At 60.9% G+C, this 20,219-nt stretch carries 23 protein-coding genes; 13 read left to right on the top strand and 10 right to left on the bottom strand.

From position 1 onward, the window contains the following. Positions 1–56: 56 nt before the first annotated feature. A complete protein-coding gene (locus tag KF794_09875) occupies positions 57–1,244 on the bottom strand; it encodes a GNAT family N-acetyltransferase (GenBank protein QYK44101.1) in 1,188 nt (395 codons plus the stop codon). 159 nt (positions 1,245–1,403) lie between these two features. Between KF794_09875 and KF794_09870 the strand changes: the two genes are divergently transcribed. Beyond that, on the top strand, positions 1,404–2,585 hold the full coding sequence (locus KF794_09870) for a VWA domain-containing protein (protein ID QYK44100.1): 1,182 nt from the start codon (positions 1,404–1,406) through the stop codon (positions 2,583–2,585). A gap of 16 nt (positions 2,586–2,601) precedes the next feature. Here KF794_09870 and dgt read toward each other — a convergent pair whose 3' ends face one another. After that, positions 2,602–4,176 carry a dNTP triphosphohydrolase gene (dgt, locus tag KF794_09865; protein QYK44099.1) on the bottom strand — a complete coding sequence of 525 codons (1,575 nt, stop codon included), beginning with the start codon at positions 4,174–4,176 and terminating at the stop codon, positions 2,602–2,604. Between the two features lie 983 nt (positions 4,177–5,159). Between dgt and KF794_09860 the strand changes: the two genes are divergently transcribed. Both KF794_09860 and KF794_09855 read left to right on the top strand, forming a co-directional pair. Next, on the top strand, positions 5,160–5,654 hold the full coding sequence (locus tag KF794_09860) for a hypothetical protein (GenBank protein QYK44098.1): 495 nt from the start codon (positions 5,160–5,162) through the stop codon (positions 5,652–5,654). 60 nt (positions 5,655–5,714) lie between these two features. After that, on the top strand, positions 5,715–6,020 hold the full coding sequence (locus tag KF794_09855; protein QYK44097.1) for a hypothetical protein: 306 nt from the start codon (positions 5,715–5,717) through the stop codon (positions 6,018–6,020). A gap of 8 nt (positions 6,021–6,028) precedes the next feature. Here the strand turns inward: KF794_09855 and KF794_09850 are convergent, their stop codons facing one another. Then, positions 6,029–6,253 (bottom strand): alkylphosphonate utilization protein, encoded by a 225-nt coding sequence (locus tag KF794_09850; GenBank protein QYK44096.1) that lies wholly within the window; start codon positions 6,251–6,253, stop codon positions 6,029–6,031. A 97-nt stretch (positions 6,254–6,350) separates the two neighbouring features. Continuing rightward, positions 6,351–6,548: a hypothetical protein gene (locus tag KF794_09845; protein QYK44095.1), complete on the bottom strand. Its 198-nt coding sequence runs from the start codon at positions 6,546–6,548 to the stop codon at positions 6,351–6,353. A 36-nt stretch (positions 6,549–6,584) separates the two neighbouring features. Between KF794_09845 and KF794_09840 the strand changes: the two genes are divergently transcribed. After that, the gene (locus KF794_09840) at positions 6,585–7,220 is read left to right on the top strand and encodes a hypothetical protein (GenBank protein QYK44094.1); all 636 of its coding nucleotides are present in this window, start codon (positions 6,585–6,587) and stop codon (positions 7,218–7,220) included. A 90-nt stretch (positions 7,221–7,310) separates the two neighbouring features. Further along, positions 7,311–7,484, top strand: a complete 174-nt coding sequence (locus KF794_09835; GenBank protein ID QYK44093.1) for a hypothetical protein — start codon at positions 7,311–7,313, stop codon at positions 7,482–7,484. 68 nt (positions 7,485–7,552) lie between these two features. Here KF794_09835 and KF794_09830 read toward each other — a convergent pair whose 3' ends face one another. Then, entirely contained in the window at positions 7,553–7,768 is a 216-nt protein-coding gene (locus KF794_09830) for a hypothetical protein (GenBank protein QYK44092.1), read from the bottom strand. 191 nt (positions 7,769–7,959) lie between these two features. Here KF794_09830 and KF794_09825 point away from each other — a divergent pair, with 191 nt between their 5' ends. Continuing rightward, a complete protein-coding gene (locus KF794_09825) occupies positions 7,960–8,139 on the top strand; it encodes a hypothetical protein (protein ID QYK44091.1) in 180 nt (59 codons plus the stop codon). A gap of 11 nt (positions 8,140–8,150) precedes the next feature. Here KF794_09825 and KF794_09820 read toward each other — a convergent pair whose 3' ends face one another. Next, on the bottom strand, positions 8,151–9,014 hold the full coding sequence (locus KF794_09820) for a DUF4118 domain-containing protein (GenBank protein QYK44090.1): 864 nt from the start codon (positions 9,012–9,014) through the stop codon (positions 8,151–8,153). A gap of 292 nt (positions 9,015–9,306) precedes the next feature. Between KF794_09820 and KF794_09815 the strand changes: the two genes are divergently transcribed. Both KF794_09815 and KF794_09810 read left to right on the top strand, forming a co-directional pair. After that, positions 9,307–9,651 (top strand): hypothetical protein, encoded by a 345-nt coding sequence (locus KF794_09815; protein ID QYK44089.1) that lies wholly within the window; start codon positions 9,307–9,309, stop codon positions 9,649–9,651. 87 nt (positions 9,652–9,738) lie between these two features. Continuing rightward, positions 9,739–10,317 (top strand): hypothetical protein, encoded by a 579-nt coding sequence (locus KF794_09810; protein QYK44088.1) that lies wholly within the window; start codon positions 9,739–9,741, stop codon positions 10,315–10,317. Between the two features lie 48 nt (positions 10,318–10,365). On the opposite strand, the gene KF794_09805 is transcribed toward KF794_09810, so the two are convergent. Further along, positions 10,366–10,878, bottom strand: coding sequence for a histidine phosphatase family protein (locus tag KF794_09805; GenBank protein ID QYK46661.1), 513 nt, complete (start codon positions 10,876–10,878; stop codon positions 10,366–10,368). A gap of 70 nt (positions 10,879–10,948) precedes the next feature. On the opposite strand from KF794_09805, the gene KF794_09800 reads away from it, so the two are divergent. Then, a complete protein-coding gene (locus KF794_09800; protein ID QYK44087.1) occupies positions 10,949–12,277 on the top strand; it encodes an FAD-binding oxidoreductase in 1,329 nt (442 codons plus the stop codon). A gap of 7 nt (positions 12,278–12,284) precedes the next feature. On the opposite strand, the gene KF794_09795 is transcribed toward KF794_09800, so the two are convergent. Then, a complete protein-coding gene (locus tag KF794_09795; GenBank protein ID QYK44086.1) occupies positions 12,285–13,127 on the bottom strand; it encodes a MoxR family ATPase in 843 nt (280 codons plus the stop codon). Positions 13,128–13,239: 112 nt separating this feature from the next. On the opposite strand from KF794_09795, the gene KF794_09790 reads away from it, so the two are divergent. The 4 genes from KF794_09790 (at position 13,240) to KF794_09775 (ending at position 19,274) form a co-directional block, all read left to right on the top strand. Then, the gene (locus tag KF794_09790; protein QYK44085.1) at positions 13,240–14,325 is read left to right on the top strand and encodes a serine/threonine protein kinase; all 1,086 of its coding nucleotides are present in this window, start codon (positions 13,240–13,242) and stop codon (positions 14,323–14,325) included. Between the two features lie 169 nt (positions 14,326–14,494). Then, complete coding sequence (locus tag KF794_09785; GenBank protein ID QYK44084.1) at positions 14,495–15,877, top strand: flagellar hook-basal body complex protein; 1,383 nt, start codon at positions 14,495–14,497, stop codon at positions 15,875–15,877. A gap of 21 nt (positions 15,878–15,898) precedes the next feature. After that, positions 15,899–17,764, top strand: coding sequence for a flagellar hook-associated protein FlgK (flgK, locus tag KF794_09780; protein QYK44083.1), 1,866 nt, complete (start codon positions 15,899–15,901; stop codon positions 17,762–17,764). 4 nt (positions 17,765–17,768) lie between these two features. Further along, the gene (locus KF794_09775) at positions 17,769–19,274 is read left to right on the top strand and encodes a flagellar biosynthesis protein FlgL (protein QYK44082.1); all 1,506 of its coding nucleotides are present in this window, start codon (positions 17,769–17,771) and stop codon (positions 19,272–19,274) included. 72 nt (positions 19,275–19,346) lie between these two features. Here the strand turns inward: KF794_09775 and flaF are convergent, their stop codons facing one another. After that, on the bottom strand, positions 19,347–19,727 hold the full coding sequence (gene flaF, locus KF794_09770; GenBank protein ID QYK44081.1) for a flagellar biosynthesis regulator FlaF: 381 nt from the start codon (positions 19,725–19,727) through the stop codon (positions 19,347–19,349). After that, complete coding sequence (gene flbT, locus KF794_09765; GenBank protein ID QYK44080.1) at positions 19,720–20,103, bottom strand: flagellar biosynthesis repressor FlbT; 384 nt, start codon at positions 20,101–20,103, stop codon at positions 19,720–19,722. Before flbT ends, flaF begins: the two co-directional genes overlap by 8 nt. Positions 20,104–20,219 lie beyond the last annotated feature (116 nt).

The raw sequence follows: 20,219 nt of genomic DNA, 5'->3' as shown, positions 1-20,219 counted from the left end.
GCAAAACGCGCAAGCGTCGAAAACGATCCGCGGCGGCGTGGAGAAAAGAGAGGCGCTCAGTGCAGGCGAAGCAGGGACTTCGCGGCCTTCGCGACGGAAACGGGAAGGCGCGCGAGCAGCGATTTCGCCTGCGGCGCGAAGCGCAATGCGCGCGCGGTCAACTGGCCCTGCACCGAGAACGGCAGCGCGTAGTCGCAGACCGAAATCGCGCCGGTCGCGATCACGCGCTTGAAGGGATCGGCAGGCGCGAGCAGGTCGTAAGCGGAGAAGCCGTGCTCGCGGGCGTAGTCGATGGTGTCGGCCATCTGCACCTGTCCGGGGCCGCTCCTCGCGAACTCCGGGTCGATCGCGCCGAGGAAAGCGTGCCAGCGCTTGCCGTGCGTGACCGCAACTTCCAGTGCGGCAAGTTTTCCGCCGACTTCGAGGCGCGCGCAGGCGAGCAGGTTTGCGTGTTCGGTGACGAGGGAAACCAGCACGCCTTCCCAGTGTTCGTCGCCGATCACGGAGGAGGAATATCCCTTCGCCGCCAGCCAGCCGCGTTTCAGGTCCAGCGCGGTGCGTACGCAGGGAAGCGCGCTCTCGCCGCGCGTGATTTTCAGTTCGACATCGCCGCGCTCCGCGAGGCGGCGGCGATAGCGGCGCAACTCGCGCGCATCGCGCGGCGGCAGCTTCGCTTCGCGGCGGAGATCGACATAGGGCGACTCTTCCACCGACGACACATGCGCGCGGCGCGAAAGCAGCGGGGCGAGTTTTGCGTCCTTTCGCACCTTGCGAAACAGCGCGGCATCTGCGCCGAGCGTTCCGGCGGCGAGCAGCGCGCTTACGAGATGCGCTTCGGTGCCCGCGCACGACAGGATCGCGTCGCCATATTGAATTAGCGGATCGCCGAGGAAGCGGAGCACGCGCGAACCGGCCATCGACGTCATCACCAGCGGCAGGATGGCGCGCACCTCGCCGTATTCGCGCACGGTGACGATATGCGGCACATGCCCATGCGCGAGATGCGCGGGGAGAACGGCCTCGGCCACGGCGAGGGACTGGAACGGCGTACCGGGCGCTGTTTCCTGCTCCAACTGCCGCCAGTCGTGGCGCATGGCGTCGAGCGCTTCCACACCGGAGAAAATTTCGGTTTCGCCGGCGGCGCGATCGGCCACCGCCGCGCGGCGCGCGCCTTCGAACCCGGCCGCGAGTTCGGGCAAGGATTCCAGCGCGGCGAATACTTCGAGGGCGATATCGACGGGCATCTTGCTCTTTTATGTTTCCTGCCTTTTGTAGCCGCGGCGGCTTTATTATTCATTGCATTACGGCGCGCGCGGCAGGCTGCGCGGGCCTTAATCGTCCGCTATCCTTAACGCGGCGCCCGTTTCACGGTAGAAGTACGGGGCAAAAATCCGGAACGTCCGATGTTCATAAACTTCTTCAACGAGCTGAAATCCGCGGGCCTGCCCGTGACGGTGCGCGAGTACCTGACGCTGATGGAAGCGCTGAACTCCGACGCCGATCTCGCGAACCGGCGCGTGGAAGATTTCTATTTCCTCTCGCGCGCGGCGCTGGTGAAGGACGAACGCAACCTCGACAAGTTCGACCGCGTGTTCGGCCATGTGTTCAAGGGCCTCGACCTGATGTCGGACGCGGCCGGCACCGCGCAGATTCCGGAGGAGTGGCTGCGCAAGCTCGCCGAGAAATATCTCACCGAGGAAGAGAAGGCGCAGATCAAGGAGCTTGGCTGGGACAAGCTCATGGAGACGCTGGCGCAGCGCCTCAAGGAACAGAAGGGCCGCCATCAGGGCGGCAACAAGTGGATCGGCACCGCGGGCACGTCGCCGTTCGGCGCTTACGGCTATCACCCCGAAGGCATCCGCATCGGGCAGGACAAGAACCGCAACAACCGCGCCGTGAAAGTATGGGACAAGCGCGAGTTCAGGGATCTCGACGACACGGTCGAGCTTGGCACGCGCAACATCAAGGTCGCGCTGCGGCGGCTTCGCAAGTTTGCGCGCACCGGCTCGCCGGACGAACTCGACCTGCCGGGCACGATCCGCGAGACCGCGAACCACGGCTTCCTCGACGTGCAGATGCGCCCCGAACGGCGCAACGCGGTGAAGGTGCTCCTGTTCCTCGACATCGGCGGCTCGATGGACTGGCACATCGAACTATGTTCGGAGCTGTTCTCCGCCGCGCGCACGGAATTCAAGAACCTTGAGACCTTCTACTTCCACAACTGCCTCTATGAGAGCGTGTGGAAGCAGAACGTGCGGCGGCACTCGGAGCGCACGCCGACCTGGGACGTGCTGCACAAGTTCCCGTCCGACTACAAGGTGATCTTCGTCGGCGACGCGAGCATGAGTCCTTACGAGATCATGATGCCGGGCGGCTCGGTCGAGCACATGAACGAGGAAGCGGGGCAGGTGTGGATCGAGCGCGTCACGCGCACGTATCAGCACGCGGTGTGGCTGAACCCGGTGCCGCGCGAGCACTGGGACTACACGCAATCGGTCCGCATGATGCGGCAGCTTTTCTCCGACCGCATGTATCCGCTCACTTTGGAGGGGCTGGATGAGGCGATGCGGGAGTTGGTGAGGTAGGGATTGTTGCGCGAAATTACGCGGGTTTGAAAATACTTTGCGGGTTATCTGAGTGCAGTCGGGCATAGAACTCGACCGCGTACCGGTCGGTCATTCCGGCTACAAAATCGCAAACGACCCTTTGGCGTGATGTCGCATTCGACTCTGCATTTCGGTACAAATCTCGTACGTCGTCAGGCATCAATAAATGTCCCCTCGCGCCGCTTAGTGCATCGAATATTTTCTTTACGACTTCATAGCCGCGATATTCAGCTAACTTCAATCGCGTCGACGAAATAGTAGCTTCGAATGTATAATTCTTTAGAACTTCGACTTTGAATCTAGCGTCTTTGCTCAGCTCTACTTTCGAAAGCGCGGGCTGGTTTTTGTTGATCTCTAATACTTCGACTGCGCCAATAAATTCTCCAACAAGCTGTGACGTAAAGCTAGAACGCTTGTAACCGGACTCTGCTAAGTCTTGTGACGCTTTGAAGCCGCGAATGTGATCATAAAGGGCATCCGTCTCACCATCATCGAGATCAGATTTTGCTGTGATCTCTTGGAAGATATCCCAGAATGTAGCGACGATATCTGCCGACGTTGTGTTTCGACCAGTCGCTTGTTTAACTTTCTTCGCGACTCGATCTAACAGGGACCCGTTGGATGCAAGGATAGATGATGGGCTTAAAAATCCAGCTTTGAGCGAGTCTTCTAGGTCGTACGTCGAATATGCGATGTCATCCGCGATATCCATTATCGCGCATTCGATTGTTTTAAACTCCTCAACGTTGGCATTCGGCGCAATTGAGTTTTTTATTTTGCCTACGAGATCAGCTTGATCTGCGTAATATCCCTTCTTCAAACCTTCTTCAGCGGAACGTCTGCTAGGAATTAGTTTGTCGTACTTTAATATGGACCCCAATGACCTGTATGTAAGGTTAAGTCCAATTCGCGAGTCATTCGAAGATTTTTCAGCAAGTCGTTTCTTTTTCTCAATCTTGGCTATGATGCGAAGCGTCTGTGCATTTCCTTCAAAACCACCAAATTCACGCATAGAGTCGTCGAGCGCTTTTTCTCCGTTGTGTCCGAATGGTGGATGCCCCATATCGTGCATGAGGCCAGCGGAAAAACAAACTCTCGGGTCAATCGGATTTTTCTTAAAGAATGGGTCAGTTGCATTTAGTCGATGCGCGATCGACTCTGCAATTTGCGCTACTTCAAGTGAATGCGTTAGCCGATTACGAAAGAAATCTGACTCGTTGCCGGGAAATAGCTGTGTTTTTCCTTGGAGTCTTCGGAAGCTCGGAGAATGGACGATACGTGAATAGTCTCGTCGTGCTTCGCTGCGCCAAGGTTCGTTCGAAGGCTCTTTGACTTCTCGTCCCCAGTCGGAGGCCCGATATAGCTTCGAGATTAAGTCTGCGCTGAGCGCTTCTTTCTTAGTTTTTGAACGCGCGCCTTTGCTCGCAATTTTGACTTTCCTTGAAGCTTTGCGCGCAGCTTTATTACTGCGACTTGCCGAAGAATTATTAGCGCGCGATCGGCTTCCTCTGACGCCTCTTTTACTGCTGCGTACCTTGCCATTTTGCACCCTCTTGCTTTTGGCAGCCATGCGCTACTCACTAACTATACGATTCGCTACAAAAATAGGTAAAGAAGTAAGGCCCGTAATATCTTAGCTAAGAGTGGCTTTTTGACAAACTCAATGTTCAAAAGCCCTGTTTTACGTGCTCCGCAATCTTCCGCAGCACTTCGCTCGGGCGGTGATGATGTCGCCGTGCGAGGGGATCACGCGTTTTAGATCGGGAAGTCGGCTCACCGCTCTAATTGCGCGGCCCAAACTTACCTTGACTTTCCCACCGATACGGACTATATTCCTATCACCTTTTCCTCAAGGGGCCGCTCTCGCGAGGCGTCGCTAGATGAGGGAAGGGTGCGGCGCCCGCTGTTCGTGGTTCGCAGCCATGGATACCGGGAGGCCTCGGGTAACCGTCCGCGCGCACTACGACGCGCCGCCGTCCCTTCAATGGGCGCGAGCTTCCTCGCGATGGCTGGAATGGAGATCGGAAGTGCCGAAAGAAACGTCGGCATGGAAGGTCTCGGAAGCACGGTCCTGAGTCTTTCAAAACGCCGCAGGTTGTGAGTGGCGCGAGCTGCGCAAGCTTCTCGCGCGCTCCGAGCGCCGTAAGGCGTCACGCGAGGTATAAAAGCCTCGCGGCTAGAAATACCTAAGCGCTTTACGGCGCTCGCCGGCCCCACCGTAAACGGGGCAATCCAATGGGGGAGGCTTCCAACGCGCGCGATGGTCGCGCGCGAACAATGGAGCTTGCCTGCATGAAACGTGTCGCGCCTTCCCGGTTTCCTTCTCCCCGCGCGCGCCGCGCGGGCGCGGCTCGCTCCAACGAACGGGTGCGGGGAAAAGACGGCGCGCAGCAGAGCCGCGCGCCGGATGAAGGGCGGACGCAAACCGCGCCCAACACCCGATTGCTTCGGGATCGACCTCTCCCCGTAAAGGACGGGCAGAGGGAAAGACATTCTGCCCATGAGGAAAGAGGCGCGGCCAATACCCTCTCAAATCCCGTCGAGCATGGCTTCATGATCACCTGCTGGCAGCAAGGCCGCCGCATGCTGATGCATTCGTCCGAAGTGGCGAAGATGATGAAAGGCGCGCGCCGCGCCGGCGCGGTTCGCGCCGATCCAGTGGAGCAGGGAGAAAGCCGCGAACCGGATAACGGGCAATCGCAAGCTGTGCGCGCTACGCGCTCGCGCGCTGTTGCGCTTGATCCTTCTCTCCCCACAGAAAAGGCGGAGCGTGAAGCCGTTGCGAAGCCCGCATATGATCTCAGCCCGCCGCCGTTTCGTCCGCGCTCGCGAAGGCTTGCGGAAAACGAGACGTGGCAACTTCTGGCAAAGGAAATGGTGCGGCTCGCTGGCCATCCGCCGCGCTGCCACAAGGCCGCTTGCCGCCGCGCGAAGAAATGCGCGGGCGGTTCCGATGCCTGTTACCTGCGCGAGTTCGACACCGTCGATGTCGTCATGCAGCGCGACGTGCTGCCCGCGATCAAGCGCGCGGGGAGCGCCGCGCCGTGAGTTTCCGGTTCGCGAAAAGGCCGGGTTGCGGGAACCTGCTTTGCCGCGTACCCGTGATTCATGCGCCGCGACTCGAAATACCTGCCGATGGAACTTCGCCTGCGCGCGTTCGAGCGCTTTCCCGAAGTGCAGCGCATCGTGATCGGCCCGTTGAAGCGCAAGCGCTGGATGAAGCATCGCGACGGCTATCTGCGCATACGCCGCGCGCTGGCGGGCGGCTATGTCATCGTCGCCTACAGCTTCGAGGGGCGGCGCGATGCGATTATCCGCTGCGCTTCCGAACACATGCCGCGCGTGCGCGACCTGATCGAAGCGGTCTCCTGCGGCGAGGCGCGGGCCGAGAGGCCGCTCTCGCCCGCCGCCTGATCGCGCGCTTACGCCTTCTTCAGAAATTCCGTCCGCAGCACCAGCCCCTTCACCTGCTTGGTGTTGCATTCGACCTCGTCCGGATCGCCGGTGAGGCGGATGTTCTTGACCAGCGTGCCGCGCTTGATGGTCTCCGAGGTGCCCTTCACCTTCAGGTCCTTGATCAGCGTGACGGAGTCGCCGTCTTTCAGTTCGTTGCCGTGCGCGTCGCGCGTGATTTCCTCGTCTGCCATTTCGCTTCCGGTCCGCTTGCCGCTCCCGCGGCAACGGCAGGATGCCGGGCCGGGCGGGAATCATCCGCAAGGTTGTCGGAAATGAAAGCGATACCGGTCAAGCACCATCGGCCGCGCCCGATGCGGCGCGCAGTTCGGCTTCTTCCTTGCTCGCATGGGGCTTCAGATGTGCGATGACGCGGGGCAGGTCGTCGTTGGAAAAGCGGGCATTGCAATAGATGCAGAAGAAATTGCCGGGCCTTGCCGCGGGCTTCGGCGGCTCGGCGCGGCGGAAAAGGTTGCGCAGCCATTCCATATCCCTAAGAGTCCGCTCGCCCGCCGAAAGTTCCCCATGCCGCAAACGAATTCCGGTTTTCTCGCCATCTTCAGCGACGTCGCCTCCGCGGACGAGACCGATTACCTGCACTGGCTCACGCGCGAGCATGCGCAGGAGCGGCTTTCGGTGCCGGGCTTCCTCGCGATGAGGGTGTTTCGCGCGCAGGCCGTACAGGCGGCGCGCTTCTTCATCTTCTACCGGCTAGCCGCGCCGGACGTGGTCGCGAGCGAAGCCTATCTCGCGCGGCTGAACGCGCCGACGCCGTGGTCGCAACGCATCATGCCGAAGCTGACGAATTTCATGCGCGGCGGCGGCGCCGTCGTGGACGAGATGGGGAGTGGCGGGGAGGGCATGGTGGCGGCGACCGTGCTGTTCGACGCCGCGGCAATGGAAGGCTTCCGCGCTGCATCCGCCGAAATTGCAGCCGCCGACAAGCTGGCGGCGGTGCGCGTACTGCAAACAAGCGCGGCCGGAACAGGGATACAGACCAGCGAGAAATCGTTGCGCAAGGGTGATCGTTCCTTTTCCGCGATGCTGTTGATCGAGGCGCTGGACGAAGCGGTGCTTGCGCCAGTGATGATGCTGGCGGACGCCGCATCCGAGCCGCCGCAAATTTATCGTCAAATTTTTGCGCTCCGGCGCGATGCGTAACGGCGCAGGGGCATGTCAGCCGTCACACCGTTGACTTGTTTGCGCGCGATCCATGCACCATGCTTCTCGCATTCAACACGGGAGACGCCTATGGACGACAAGGAATTCGATGCCGCGCTGGGCAAGCTCGAAAACAGCCAATCCGAAGAGATCAAGTCGATCGCCATGCTGATCGGCCAGCTTCGCGACGCCATCAACGATATGTATGAAGGCGGCGACGAAGACGATGACGACGATGATGACGACGACGATCGCCGACGCTGATTGTCACGAAATACAAAAAGCCCCGGAGCGATCCGGGGCTTTTTCCTGCCGATGGCGATATGCCGGTATCAGTTCTTCTTCATTTCCTTCACGGCGTCTTTCGGCATTTCGCCGCCCTTTTGTTTGCCCTTCACCATCTCCTTCGGCATGCTTTGCGGCTGGCTCTTGGGCATCGGCGCCTTAGGATCGGCTTTCTGCGCGCCTTCTTTTGTCGCGGGAGCCTGGGCATAGGCGCTGCCGCAGAGCAGAAGTGCGCTCACCACGCCGGCAATCAGCTGTTTCATCCGTCGTTCTCCTCATGGCCGCTAACGGCAGCCGTCGCGAATCAGCGGGGCATGACACCATGTCCTTGCGGCCGCCGCCACGTTGCTTCGCACCATCCAATCAAGGCTATTTTGCAACATTTCTCGCCGGAGGAACCGTCCCGCAGGCGGGCAGTTGCCTATACGGCTGGAGTAAAAAGAAGAATGGGCCAATGGACGAATATCTCGCAGAAGTGGCCGCCCGCATCCGGCGGCTGTCCCGGGCGACGCTCGACATAAGCACTGCGCGTTCGTTGCGGTTGCTGGCGGGAGAGGTCAGCGAAAGGGCAAAGGAAAGCGACGGCACTTTTCATGCGACCGGCAATGGCAACGGCAATCATCGCGGGATGTAGGCTAGTGAAACCTAGCGCGGCGCAAATCTGATCTGGCAGCGCAATCCTTCCGGGCGGAAATTCGCGTCGATGCCGCCGCCGAGTTGCCTGAGCGTTCTCGTAATCAGCCGCGATCCGAAACTGAAGCGTGCGGGCGGCGCGACCGGCGGGCCGCCGCTCTCTTCCCAAGCGAGATCAACCAAGCGGTCCGCCATCCGCCACTCCACCTTCACATGCCCACCGGGGCGCGACAGTGCGCCATGCTTGGCAGCGTTGGTCGTCAATTCGTGAAACACCAGGCTGGCGGCGCGTGCGATCTCGCCGGAGAGTTCGACTTCGGGTCCACTCAACGTGCAGCATTGCATCCCGTACGGCTGGATTTCTCGCGCGAGGATATTGCGTAACGAGATGGTTTGCATGGGGCTGTCGGCCAGAAGTTCGTTGGTCGAGAAAACAGTCCGCAGCCGCTCGACCAGAATGTGCGCGCGGTCACGTTCGTCGCTTTCGGCGCTTTGCAGGATGATCGCCTCGATGATCGCAAGCATGTTTTTGCTGCGATGTTCGAGTTCGCGGGTCAGCAGTCGGCGCTCGTTCTCCTGCCGCTGGACGCGTTCGACAAGCTCGCGGTGGACTGCGGCCAGCCAGACCACCATCAGGCTGCTGATCCCGAACAGAACGAAGTTGCCGATCTGGACCGGAGAGAGTGTTTCAAATCCGTAGGTCGGAGGAATTATGACCGACCACACCGCGAGGATGGAAAGCGCGGTCGCGGCGACGCCCGGCCAGAAACCGGCGAACAGGGCGGCGATCAGGATGGCTGGAAAGAAGGTTGCGAAGAAGAGCGTGTTGCCGAGCAGCCAGCCGGTGAAGAGCCGGAAGAGAAGCGCGCCGCCCACGCAGAGAACGGCGAAAGCGAATGCGGCTGGTGAGTTCGGACGAAAGCGCTTTCGCGCTATTTTCCACCACCGCTCCATTTCCGTCATCCCCCTCGCGCCAGCTTAACGGCTTTGCCGTGCAGGTGAAGGGGATCGGCAGAAACGCGTCCGCTACCGGTCATATGGCGAAATCGCGGCGGTAGCCTGAACCGTCGTTCATGCAACTTTGCGTGATCTCGCGCGTTGGTGAGATTGAACCTGCGCGGATCGTTGCTACATGGAGCGTTCCTAGCAGGAGTTGAAGGAGGTTCTGATGACCACTCTTCGCAAGAAAATCACTGCGATCGCGCTGGCCGGCACCGTTGCCGCCGGTTCGTTCGCCATCGCTCCCGCATCGGCGGCGCCGGTCGCTCCGAATCAGGACGGCGTGAAGCAGTCGGTGCAGGCGAACAAGGAAGATGCGCGCTGGCGCCGGGGCCGCTGGGTCGGTCCTGCGATCGCTCTCGGCGTGATCGGCGCAATCGCCGCGCATCAGTACCGCCGCGATCGTTACTACTACGATGACTACGGCTATCGTGGTTACTACGGTCCGACGTACTACTACGGTCCGGGCTATGGCTACTATGGTCCGCGCCGCGGTTACTACTACGGCTGGTAACCTGGCCTGAAACCCGAAAAGACGGGCGCGCAGCGATGCGCGCCCGTTTCGTTTGCGTTTGGGGCTGCGTGCGATACAAGCGCCGCCATGACCGAACTGGAAAAGCCGCTTACCTACAGCTATCGCCCCCGGCCGCTTGGCGACGGCTACGAATTTCGTCTCACGCCTCATACGCTGGACTGGAATCTGGGGATGCGCTCCGGGCAGATCGCCTATCCGATGATCCGGCATGTCCGGCTCGGCTTCAAGCCGACCAACATGGCCGGCTCGCGCTATTTGGCTGAGATATGGCCGGTGAACGCGCCGAAGCTGGTGCTCTATTCCACTTCGATGCAATCGCTCATCAACACTGCCGATCAGGGCGAGGAGTATTCCGCTTTTCTGCGCGAGTTGCACCGGCGCATGGCGGCGGCAGGAGCGAAGTGCGTTTATCAGGCCGGCTTCTCGGCGTGGCGATGGTGGCTTGCACTTGTCGTCGCGGTCGCGACCTTTTTTGCTGTGCTCTATGTGATCGTGCGCGGCTTCGTAGCGGGCGAATATCTCGTCTCGGCGCTGATTGCTTTCGTCGGCGCGTGGTTTCTATGGCAGGTATCGAACATCGTCCTGCGCAACCGGCCGCGCATCTACACGCCGGACAATATCCCGCGAGAAGTCTTGCCGAATTGAAATCGTTATTCGCATGAAAGCGTGTTCCGGAAACCGGGGCATGGCTGCTTATGCGTCGAGTGTCTTCGGCGTCAGAAACATTTCCAGTCGGCCAGCCGGGGGAGCTGCTTTCTTCCAGTCGTTGATAGGCAATTCGAGCACGGCGAGGCCCGCGGTCGGATATTTTCTGTTGATGCGGCGGATGGCGTCCGCGTCGCCCGACATGGCGAAAGCGCGCGCCAATGTTTCTGTGCCGGGGTTGTGGCCTACCAGCATCAGCGTTTCAATTTCGGTAGGAGTATCGCGCACCAGATCGAGCATGACATTCGCGGCGGCGCCATAGAGACGGTCCTCGAAGCGGAATCCCGGATTTTGCAGGGCAGGAGAAACCAGCTCCCAGGTCTCGCGGGTGCGGATGGCTGGCGACACCAGTGCCAACGCGGGAAAGAGCTTTGCTTTTGCCATTGCCCGGCCCACTTCCGGGGCATCACGACGCCCGCGCTCGCTCAAAGGACGCTGCCGGTCTTCCAAATCCGCAGGCCAGTCGGATTTGGCATGGCGCAACAAAAGCAAACGGCGCATTCTGTTCCTCTCGACGGCGGAGCCGCTCCTCTCTATCAGGTTCGCCGTGAACGGTCTGCGACAATCGGCAATGGCGCCCACCATCCCCACCTATTACGAGGAAACGTCAGAGCCGTTTTCGGCGCGGCCGCGGCTGCAACACGACATCGACACGACGGTCGCTATCGTCGGCGGCGGCTTCGCGGGACTGTGGATGGCGCGAATGTTGTTGCGGCGCCATTACGATGTGGTGCTGATCGAAGCGGAGCGGGTTGCGCATAGCGCGTCCGGCCTCAACGGCGGTTTTGTTTCGGCGGGTTTCTCGGAACGCCTGCCGCGCATCATCGACCGCGTCGGTCTCGATCATGCGCGTTCGCTCTACCGGCTATCGCGGCGTGGCGTCGAACTGGTGCGCGAGGAACTTGCTTACGGCCTGCCCGGCGTGAATGCCGTGCCGGGAAGACTGCATGTATCGCGCGTGGACCGCGGCGAGGATCTGCAACGCGAAGCCGAGCGCATGGCGCACGATTTCGACCACGATCTCGTCTATTGGCCTGCCGAGCGGGTACGCGAAACGCTTGCGACCGATGCCTATTATCAGGCGCTGCACGACGCCGATGCGTTTCATATTCATCCGCGCAATCTTGCCATCGCACTGGCCGAAGAGATCGAGCGGCTGGGTGGACGTATTTACGAAGATACGCCGGTAACGACGGCAGATATTACCGGCGTGCGCAAATCGCTGACGACACCGCGCGGGCGCGTGAGGGCGCATCACATCGTATTCTGCGGCAGCAATTTGCTTCATGGCGCGTTCCCGGAACTGGCGCGCACCCTGGTTCCTGTCGCCACCCATGTGGGCGTTACAGTGCCGATGGCGGAGAAACTCGGCAGCGCCATTCGCTATGCAGGTTGCATTTCCGATAACCGCCGCGCCGGGGATTATTACCGCGTGATTGGCGACCGGCTGCTCTGGGGTGGCCGCATTTCGACGAAGACGAGTACGCCAGCCAATTTACGCCGGATGCTGGCCGCAGATATCGCGTCGGTTTACCCGCAGTTGAAGCCAATCGAGATCGAAAGCGCTTGGACCGGCTCGATGGCTTACGCGGTACACCAGATGCCGCAGATCGGGATGCTCAGCCCCGGCATCTGGATCGCGAGTGCGTTCGGCGGTCACGGTCTCAACACGACCGCGATGGCGGCGGACTTGATTACATCCGGCATCGTCGACCGCGACGACCGCTGGCGGTTGTTCGTGCCATTCGGGCTGGTCTGGGCGGGTGGTGGCTTCGGCAAGCGCATGGCGCAAGCCGCGTACTGGTCGATGCAGATGAAGGATCGCTTCGACGAGCGGCGCTCGCGCAGGCGCGCGAAACGCAACCCAACGAAAATCGAAGAGAAAGCCGCCGCAGGCTGACGCGGTTTCAGCCCTCGCGCCGCGCGAGGAAGGCGAGGCGTTCGAACAGGTGGACGTCCTGTTCGTTTTTCAGCAACGCGCCGTGCAGCGGCGGGATCAGCTTCTTCGGATCGCGCTCGCGCAGCGTTTCCGGGCCGATGTCCTCGACCATGAGCAGTTTCAGCCAGTCGAGCAGTTCGGAAGTGGAAGGCTTCTTCTTCAGGCCCGGCACTTCGCGGATTTCGTAGAACATGCGCAGCGCTTCCGAGACGAGACGCTGCTTGATGCCGGGGAAGTGGACCTCGACGATCGCCTTCATGGTGTCGGGGTCGGGGAAGCGGATGTAGTGGAAGAAACAACGGCGCAGGAAGGCGTCCGGCAATTCCTTTTCGTTGTTCGAGGTGATGACGATGATCGGGCGCTTCGCGGCCTTCACGGTTTCGCCGGTCTCGTAGACGTGGAATTCCATCCGGTCGAGTTCCTGCAACAGGTCGTTCGGGAATTCGATGTCGGCCTTGTCGATCTCGTCGATCAGAAGCAGCGGGCGCTGCTCCGAGGTGAATGCGTCCCAGAGCTTGCCGCGCTTGATGTAGTTCCTGATTTCGGAAACGCGCGGATCGCCGAGCTGGCTGTCGCGCAGACGCGCCACCGCGTCGTATTCGTAAAGGCCCTGTGCCGCCTTGGTGGTCGATTTGATGTGCCATTCGATCAGGGGTGCGCCGATCGCGCGCGCCACTTCCGCCGCCAGCACGGTCTTGCCGGTGCCCGGCTCGCCCTTGATCAGGAGCGGCCGTTCCAGCGCGATGGCGGCATTTACGGCAACCTTCAGATCGTCGGCAGCAACGTAATTCTTGGTACCTTCAAAGCGCATCGAACGGACTCCGGGGGCAGGGCGGCGCACCTTATGGGGGGTCTAAACAGCGGGCAAGGCGAAGTTTTCTGCCTTTTCCGGGGGTCGGGAGGCTGTGCTAGAAGCCGCGCGCATGGATCAGGCCGATAACATCCCGCCGGAACTCGCAGGTCGCTGGCAGCCCGGCGTCGTGCTCAAGCGCGACGTCTTCTCGACGGTCGAGCGCGGGCGTTTTGCCGCGCAGGACGGGGAGCAGCATGCGGTGCTGCGGCGGCTCGACACCGTGCCGTGGTGGTCGTTCCCGCTGGCGCTGCATCTGTTCCGCCGCGAAAGGAAGGCGCTGGCCGCCGCCAACGATCTCGATGCCGGGCCGAAGCTGCTCTATGGCGGCGAGCGCTATCTGGTGCGCAGCTTCATTGACGGCGTCGCACTTCACATCGCGAAACCGCAAGGAGAGCGGGCCTATTTCCGCTCGGCGATTGCGCTCCTGTTCCGGCTGCATCGCGCGCGCATCACGCACAACGATCTTGCTAAGGAGCAGAACTGGCTGCGTGGTGCGGATGGACGGGCCTATGTCACGGATTTCCAGCTTGCGATCTGTTTCAAACGCCGCTCGAAGCTGTTTCGTCTCGCGGCCTATGAAGACCTGCGTCATTTGCTGAAACACAAGCGTAAGTATTGCAAGGAAGCGTTGACTGCGACCGAGCGCCGGATACTCGCGAAGAAAAGTCTGCCGACGCGGATCTGGATGGCGACCGGAAAGAAAGTCTATTACGCGATTGCGCGCGGTATCTTCAATTTCACCGACCGCGAAGGTGGCGGCCCGCGCTTCGTGCAGGATGCCGGCGTGATTGCCGGGCGGTTGAAGGCGCATCCGCAGGTAAGGGACGCCGCGGTAGTTGCGTTTCCCAAGCGCCGTGAAGGCGCTGGGCTTTATGCCTTCGTGGAAAGCACGGGCGTGGCGGAGGACGAGCTTCGCGATTTCGTCGCGCAGCAGCTCGGCCGCGAGCGCGTGCCGGAAGCGGTGCAGGTGGTGGATGCCCTGCCACGTAACGCAAACGGCGAGGTGCGCAACGAAATCCTGCAACTCGTCGCCATGAACCAGCTAGAGCCGGTCGACTCGCTCGCCCGTTCCGACGAGGAGCGGGCGCTGATCGGACGCATCGTCGCCGGGCGGCGTAATTTCCACGACCGCTTCTCCATGCGCGTGAAGGGCTGAACAGCCCGGCAGGACTTGCCGGGGCGGCAAAGCCTGCCCGTCTTCTTCGCACCAGCCTTCAATAAAAGCTATGTTTTACAATAACTTATATGTGCCGCTATCTGGCACGCCCATTGCCATTCCTGTTCCGGGGCTCGCATGCGCGGGCTGCGGATTCTGGAGGAGTAGTATGGGTATCTTCGGTGCAATGACGACGGCGGTGGGCGGCCTGCAGGCGCAGTCCTTCGCGCTGGAAAACATCTCCGGCAACATCGCCAACTCGCAGACGACCGGTTTCAAGCGCGTGGATACGAGCTTCGCCGACATGGTCGCGAGTTCGAGTGCCAAGCGTCAGACCGCCGGCGGCGTCACCGCGCTCTCCCGCCAGACCAACAACGTGCAGGGCGACATCCAGACCGCTGGTGTCGATACCTTCATGGCGATCAAGGGCGACGGTTATTTCGTCGTGCAGAAGCCTGCGGGCTTCCCGGACGGCCAGCCCACCTTCGTCGGCGTGGACCTCTACACGCGACGCGGCGATTTCGAACTCGACAAGAACGGCTACCTCGTCAACGGCTCCGGCTACTACCTGAAGGCGCTGCGGATCGACTCGATCACCGGCAACACCATCGGCAGCGTTCCCGAGGTGCTGCAATTCACCAACGACTTCCTGCCGTCGCAGACGACGACGATCATCGAATACCGCGCGAACCTCGCCAGCATGCCGCGTACGCAAGCCTATACCGCAGCGCCAGATACGCCGGGCAGTGAACTGATCGATCCGGGTGCATTCTCCGGCAGCAACCCGCTTGATGCGGGCGATGGCACGGTCGAGGGCGCGGACGTCGGCGTATTTCTCGAGCAGTCGATCGCGGGTGGCGCGATCACCGTTTACGACTCACTCGGCAACGAAATGAACGTCCAGATGCGCTGGGTGAAGACCGACTCCGCCGCCACCGGCGGCACCGATACCTGGGAGATGTTCTATCTCGAGAATTCCAACGCGGGTAACACCGATGTTGCTTGGCGCAACGCCGGGCAGGTCTACTCGTTCAATGCCAGCGGTATTCTCGATCCCAACATTCCCGCGGTTACGATTAGCAACCTCACCATCGACGGTGTGGTGATTGGCAACGTCGTGCTTTCGCATGGCGCGTCGGGCGTCACGCAGTTCGCCGATTCCAACGGCGTCGCGAAGGTGAACCTGCTGAACCAGAACGGCTACGCCGCTGGCGAACTGCAATCCATCGCGGTCAGCGACAAGGGCCGTATCGTTGCGAGCTATTCCAACGGCCGCGCCATCGATATCGCGGAAATTCCGCTGGCGAGTTTCCTCGGCGACAACGCACTGAAGCGTCTCGACGGCGGCGCATTCGAGGCGACCTCGGAATCCGGTCCAGCGATCTTCGGCGCATCCGGCACCATCGTCGGTAAATCGCTGGAAGGCTCGAACACCGACATCGCCGACGAATTCACGAAGCTGATCGTTACGCAGCAGGCTTACGCGGCGAACACACGCATCGTGACCACCGCCGACCAGATGCTGCAAGAAACGATCAATATGATCCGCTAAGCGGACGAGAGCGAGTAAGCAATGGGGCTGACCACCGCCTTATCTTCGGCATTAAGCGGTCTTCGCGCGACACAGACCGGCATCAACGTAGTGGCGACCAACGTCGCCAACGCGGAAACGCCGGGCTATTCGCGCAAGACGCTTTCGCTGGAAACGGCGCTGGCGGGCGGCTCGGGCATCGGTGTCCGGGTCGCCAACGTCAATCGTGAACTCGATATTTATGTGCAGCGGCAACTGCGCACCGAGCTTGCCGGGTCGAATTATATCGACACCATCGCGCAGGTCCGCCAGCAGATCGACCGGATGTATGGCCAGCCGGGGTCTGCCAGCGCGCTCGACACCATCATCAACAGCTTTACCAGTTCGTTGCAGGCGCTTTCTGCCGATCCGCAGTCAGTATCGACGCGGCAGGCGGTCCTGAATGCCGCGCAGGTCATGGCGCAGAAGCTGCATAGCCTGTCGAACGATGTCACGTTGATGCGCAACCAGGCCGAAAGCGGGATCGGCGACGCGGTCGAGCGCGTGAACGGACTGCTGAAGACAATCGAGAACGTGCAAACCCAGATCATTGCGCTGTCCTCGCAGGACGTGGAACTTGGCGCGCTGCTGGACCAGCGCGATGCGGCCATCAACGAACTGGCCGGTCTGATCGATATTCAGGTCACGCCAAACGGCGCCAATAACGTTTCGATCTTCACGAATTCCGGCGTCAGCCTGTTCGACATGCAGGCTTCGCAACTGGCGTTCGACGAAAAGCCACTAAGCGCGCAGTCGATGTGGAACGCTAATCCCGCGCTGTCGGGCGCGGGCACCATCCGGCTGGTTTCGCCGAGCGGCTATTCGCAGGATCTGATCGCCGACGGTTCGATCCGTTCGGGCAAGATCGCGGCGCTGCTTGAGCTTCGCGACGACATTCTCGTCAAGGCGCAGGCGCAACTCGACGAAATCGCACATTCTCTGGCGGCGTCGCTCTCCAGCCGGACCGTAGCCAGCACGAACGTAAGCAGTGGTTTGCAAACCGGCTTTCAAATTGATCTTGCCGACTTGCAGAACGGCAACTCGATTTCGCTGACCTACACGGACAATTCCGGGCCGACCACGCATCGGGTGACGATCGTGCGCGTCGACGATCCGTCGTCGCTGCCGCTTTCAAATTCGCTCACCGCCGATCCCGGCGACGAAGTAATCGGCATTAGCTTCGCGGGTGGCGTTGCGGGCGCACTTGCGGCTCTCAACACGGCGCTCGGCCCCAGTGTGCAGTTCGACAATCCGAGCGGTTCGATCCTGCGCGTGCTCGACGACGGCGCGCCTAATCTCGTCAACATCGACGCGCTGAGCGCGAACGTCACGACCAATACGGTTCAGTCCGGCGACGGTACGTTGCCGTTCTTTGTCGATGGCAGCGGGAATTCGCTATACACCAACGTCATCGACGGCGGCCGGCAGCAAAAGGTCGGGTTTGCCGCGCGGATTGCGGTGAATTCCGCGCTGCTCAACGATTCCTCCGGTCTCATCAATATCGACGCCAACACCCTGCCCGGCGACTCGACGCGGCCGGAGTTTCTCTGGCAACGACTGACGGCGGCGAACCAGATGTTCTCGCCCTCCACCGGCATCGGCGGTACGGGCACGCCGTTCTCCGGCTCGGTCGTCGGGTTTGCGCAGCAGATCATCACCTACCAAAGCACGGCGACGGAAAACGCGCTGCGCCTGAAAGACGGACAGGACGTCGTGCTGAACTCGTTGCAGGACCGCATGGCCGAAAGCACGGGCGTCAATATCGACTCGGAAATGGCGCGCCTGCTCCAGCTTCAGAACGCCTATGCCGCGAATGCCCGCGTGATGACGGCGGTGAAGGAACTCTTCGAATTGTTGATCAGGGTCTAGGCGAATGTCGTCGATTTCAGGGACCAGCCTCACCACGACGATGGCGGCGCGCACGATCTCGCAGATGCGCGATCAGCTCTCCGAACTGCAGCGGCAGCTTGGCACGGGAAAGAAATCCGATACTTACGGCGGCCTCGGTCTCGGCAGCGGACTTGTGCTCAATCTGCGTGCGCAACTCACCGGCATGAGCGTTTTCAGCTCGAATTCGATCAACGTGCAAACGCGCGTCAGTTTGATGAACACGTCGCTGCAGCGCATCGGCGATTTGCGCGACGAAACCCGTTCCGATCTCGCCGCGCCGTTCGATTTTACGCTCGTGCAAGGTGGACAGAGCGCTGCACAGCGCTCCGCGACGGGACGCCTTAGCGAAATGCTGAGCCTGCTGAACCTCGATGCTGGCGGACGTTATCTTTTCTCCGGCCGCGCCACCGATAAGCCCGCGACCGATACGATGACGCGCATTCTCAACGGCGAAGGCGCACAGGCGGGGCTGAAGCAAATCATCAGCGAGCGTTTGCAGGCGGATCAGGGCGCTGACTTGCGCGGCCGTATTCAGGTCAACGCTGCCGCGGGCAGTATCGTATCGCTTGCCGAAGACGGCACGCATCCGTTCGGTTTCAAGATTACCGGCGCGACGACGAGTTTCGGCGCGACGATCACCGGCCCCGCCGGTGCCCCTCCCTCGCTTTCGGTCGATCTCGGCGCGACCAATCCGCCGGCTAACGGAACCGTGCGTATCACCCTTGCGATGCCGGACGGCACCTCGACCGCGATCGAACTGACGGCAACCACCGCGAATCCGCCGGGCGACAAGCAGTTTACGATCGGCGCAACGCCTGCCGATACCGCTGCCAATCTCACCGCTGCGATGGATACCGAACTACAACGCTTGGCGCAGGTCGATCTCGCCGCCGCTTCGGCGATTCAGGCGGGGAACGATTTCTTCGCGACGGACGCATCCAATCCTCCGCAGCGCGTGGCCGGCCCGCCGTTTGCGACAGCGATCGCGATGGTCGACGGCACGCCCGCGAATACGATCTCGTGGTATCTCGGCGACAACAATACCGATAACGCACGCGATACCTCGATTGCACGGGTCGACGATGCGATCACGGTCAGCTACGGCGCGCGCGCGAACGAGGAAGGTATTCGCTGGATCGTACAGAACACGGCTGTATTCGCCGCGGTTGGCTTCTCGGATTCCGACCTGAATGCGCGGGATCGCTATTATGCGCTTGCTGGCCGCGTCGGTGCGGCGATGAATGTGCCGTCCGGCATGCAGCAAATCGAGGCAATCCAGACAGAGATCGCAGGTGCCAATGTTTCCGCACAATCCGCAAAGCAGCGCATCGCGGAACGCCAGCCCCTGCTTCAGGATATGATCGACGGCGTCGAAAATATTTCCGATGAGGAAATAAGCGTGAAGTTGCTTGCACTGAACACGCGAATGCAGGCATCGCTGCAGGTGACCGCGATGCTCTCGCAGTTGTCGCTGGTCAATTACATTTAGGCGGGTTTCTGGAAAGAAAAACGCCGCGGCGGAAATCCGTCGCGGCGTTCCTTAATTCGATTTTCGCGCCGCTTATGCGGCTTGCTGCTGGGTGCGAAGGCCCGCCGCGATTTCGCGGTTGATGTTGATCAGCACGCCGACGCGATCCGCGGTGCCTTCGGTGGAGGTTTCCAGCGAAAGCGAGTGTTTCACGATGAAGTTCGCGAGATTGGCGAGGTTCTGCTTGATCGTCTGCGGCAGCGGATTTTCCGGGCGGCCAACAGAACCACCGAACAAAATCCAGAGGCGACGGTTATAGCGGAGTGCGGAGACGACTTCTTCGCTCTTTACAAGTGAGCCGTCACGGACGGCCTGCAACCTGGCGGCGGCGCGCATCAGGAGTTGCGCTTCAAGTTCTCGCGGGCTGCCCATTTGCTGGGCGTTCTTCGCATAGGTTTTCGTCGCGTCATACATTCGCGAGCAGATCCTTCTCGTATTCGATAAGAGACTGGGTCTCTTTCAGCGCTTTATAAACATTTCCGGTTAATATCTGATTATTAATCCGGTCGAAGTACGGCTTGGTGCTCGGCGCGGCCTCGAGGGTCTGTTTCATCAGGCTGAAATAAAGCTCATGGTGCACCGCAGGGTCGCGGCTCAGGTACATCAGCTGCACCACCATGTAAATTTTCTTGCAGGGTGTGTCGGCCTGCTCCGATGTCATGATGTCCTTCTCGCGAAGGATCGGGGCGTCGCCTTCTATGATGAGGCGGGTGCGCTGGTCGTCATTGGTGACGATCGAGTCCCCGATAATGATCCGCTCGCCTGGCCTTAATTCGACTTTGAGGCCCATCGCCTACTCCTCCGAATCAAATGTAGCCGCGTAACACCGGACCGTGCGCGAAAGCGCGCCGCCTTTCAACTTCCCCAAAAGCAAAACGGCGGGGCCAAGGCCCCGCCGTTTCTTTC

The sequence above is a fragment of the Xanthobacteraceae bacterium genome (assembly GCA_019454205.1).
Classification (GTDB): domain Bacteria; phylum Pseudomonadota; class Alphaproteobacteria; order Rhizobiales; family Xanthobacteraceae.
The sequence above is the reverse complement of the archived record's forward strand: the minus strand, read 5'-3'. Positions and strand labels throughout refer to the sequence as shown.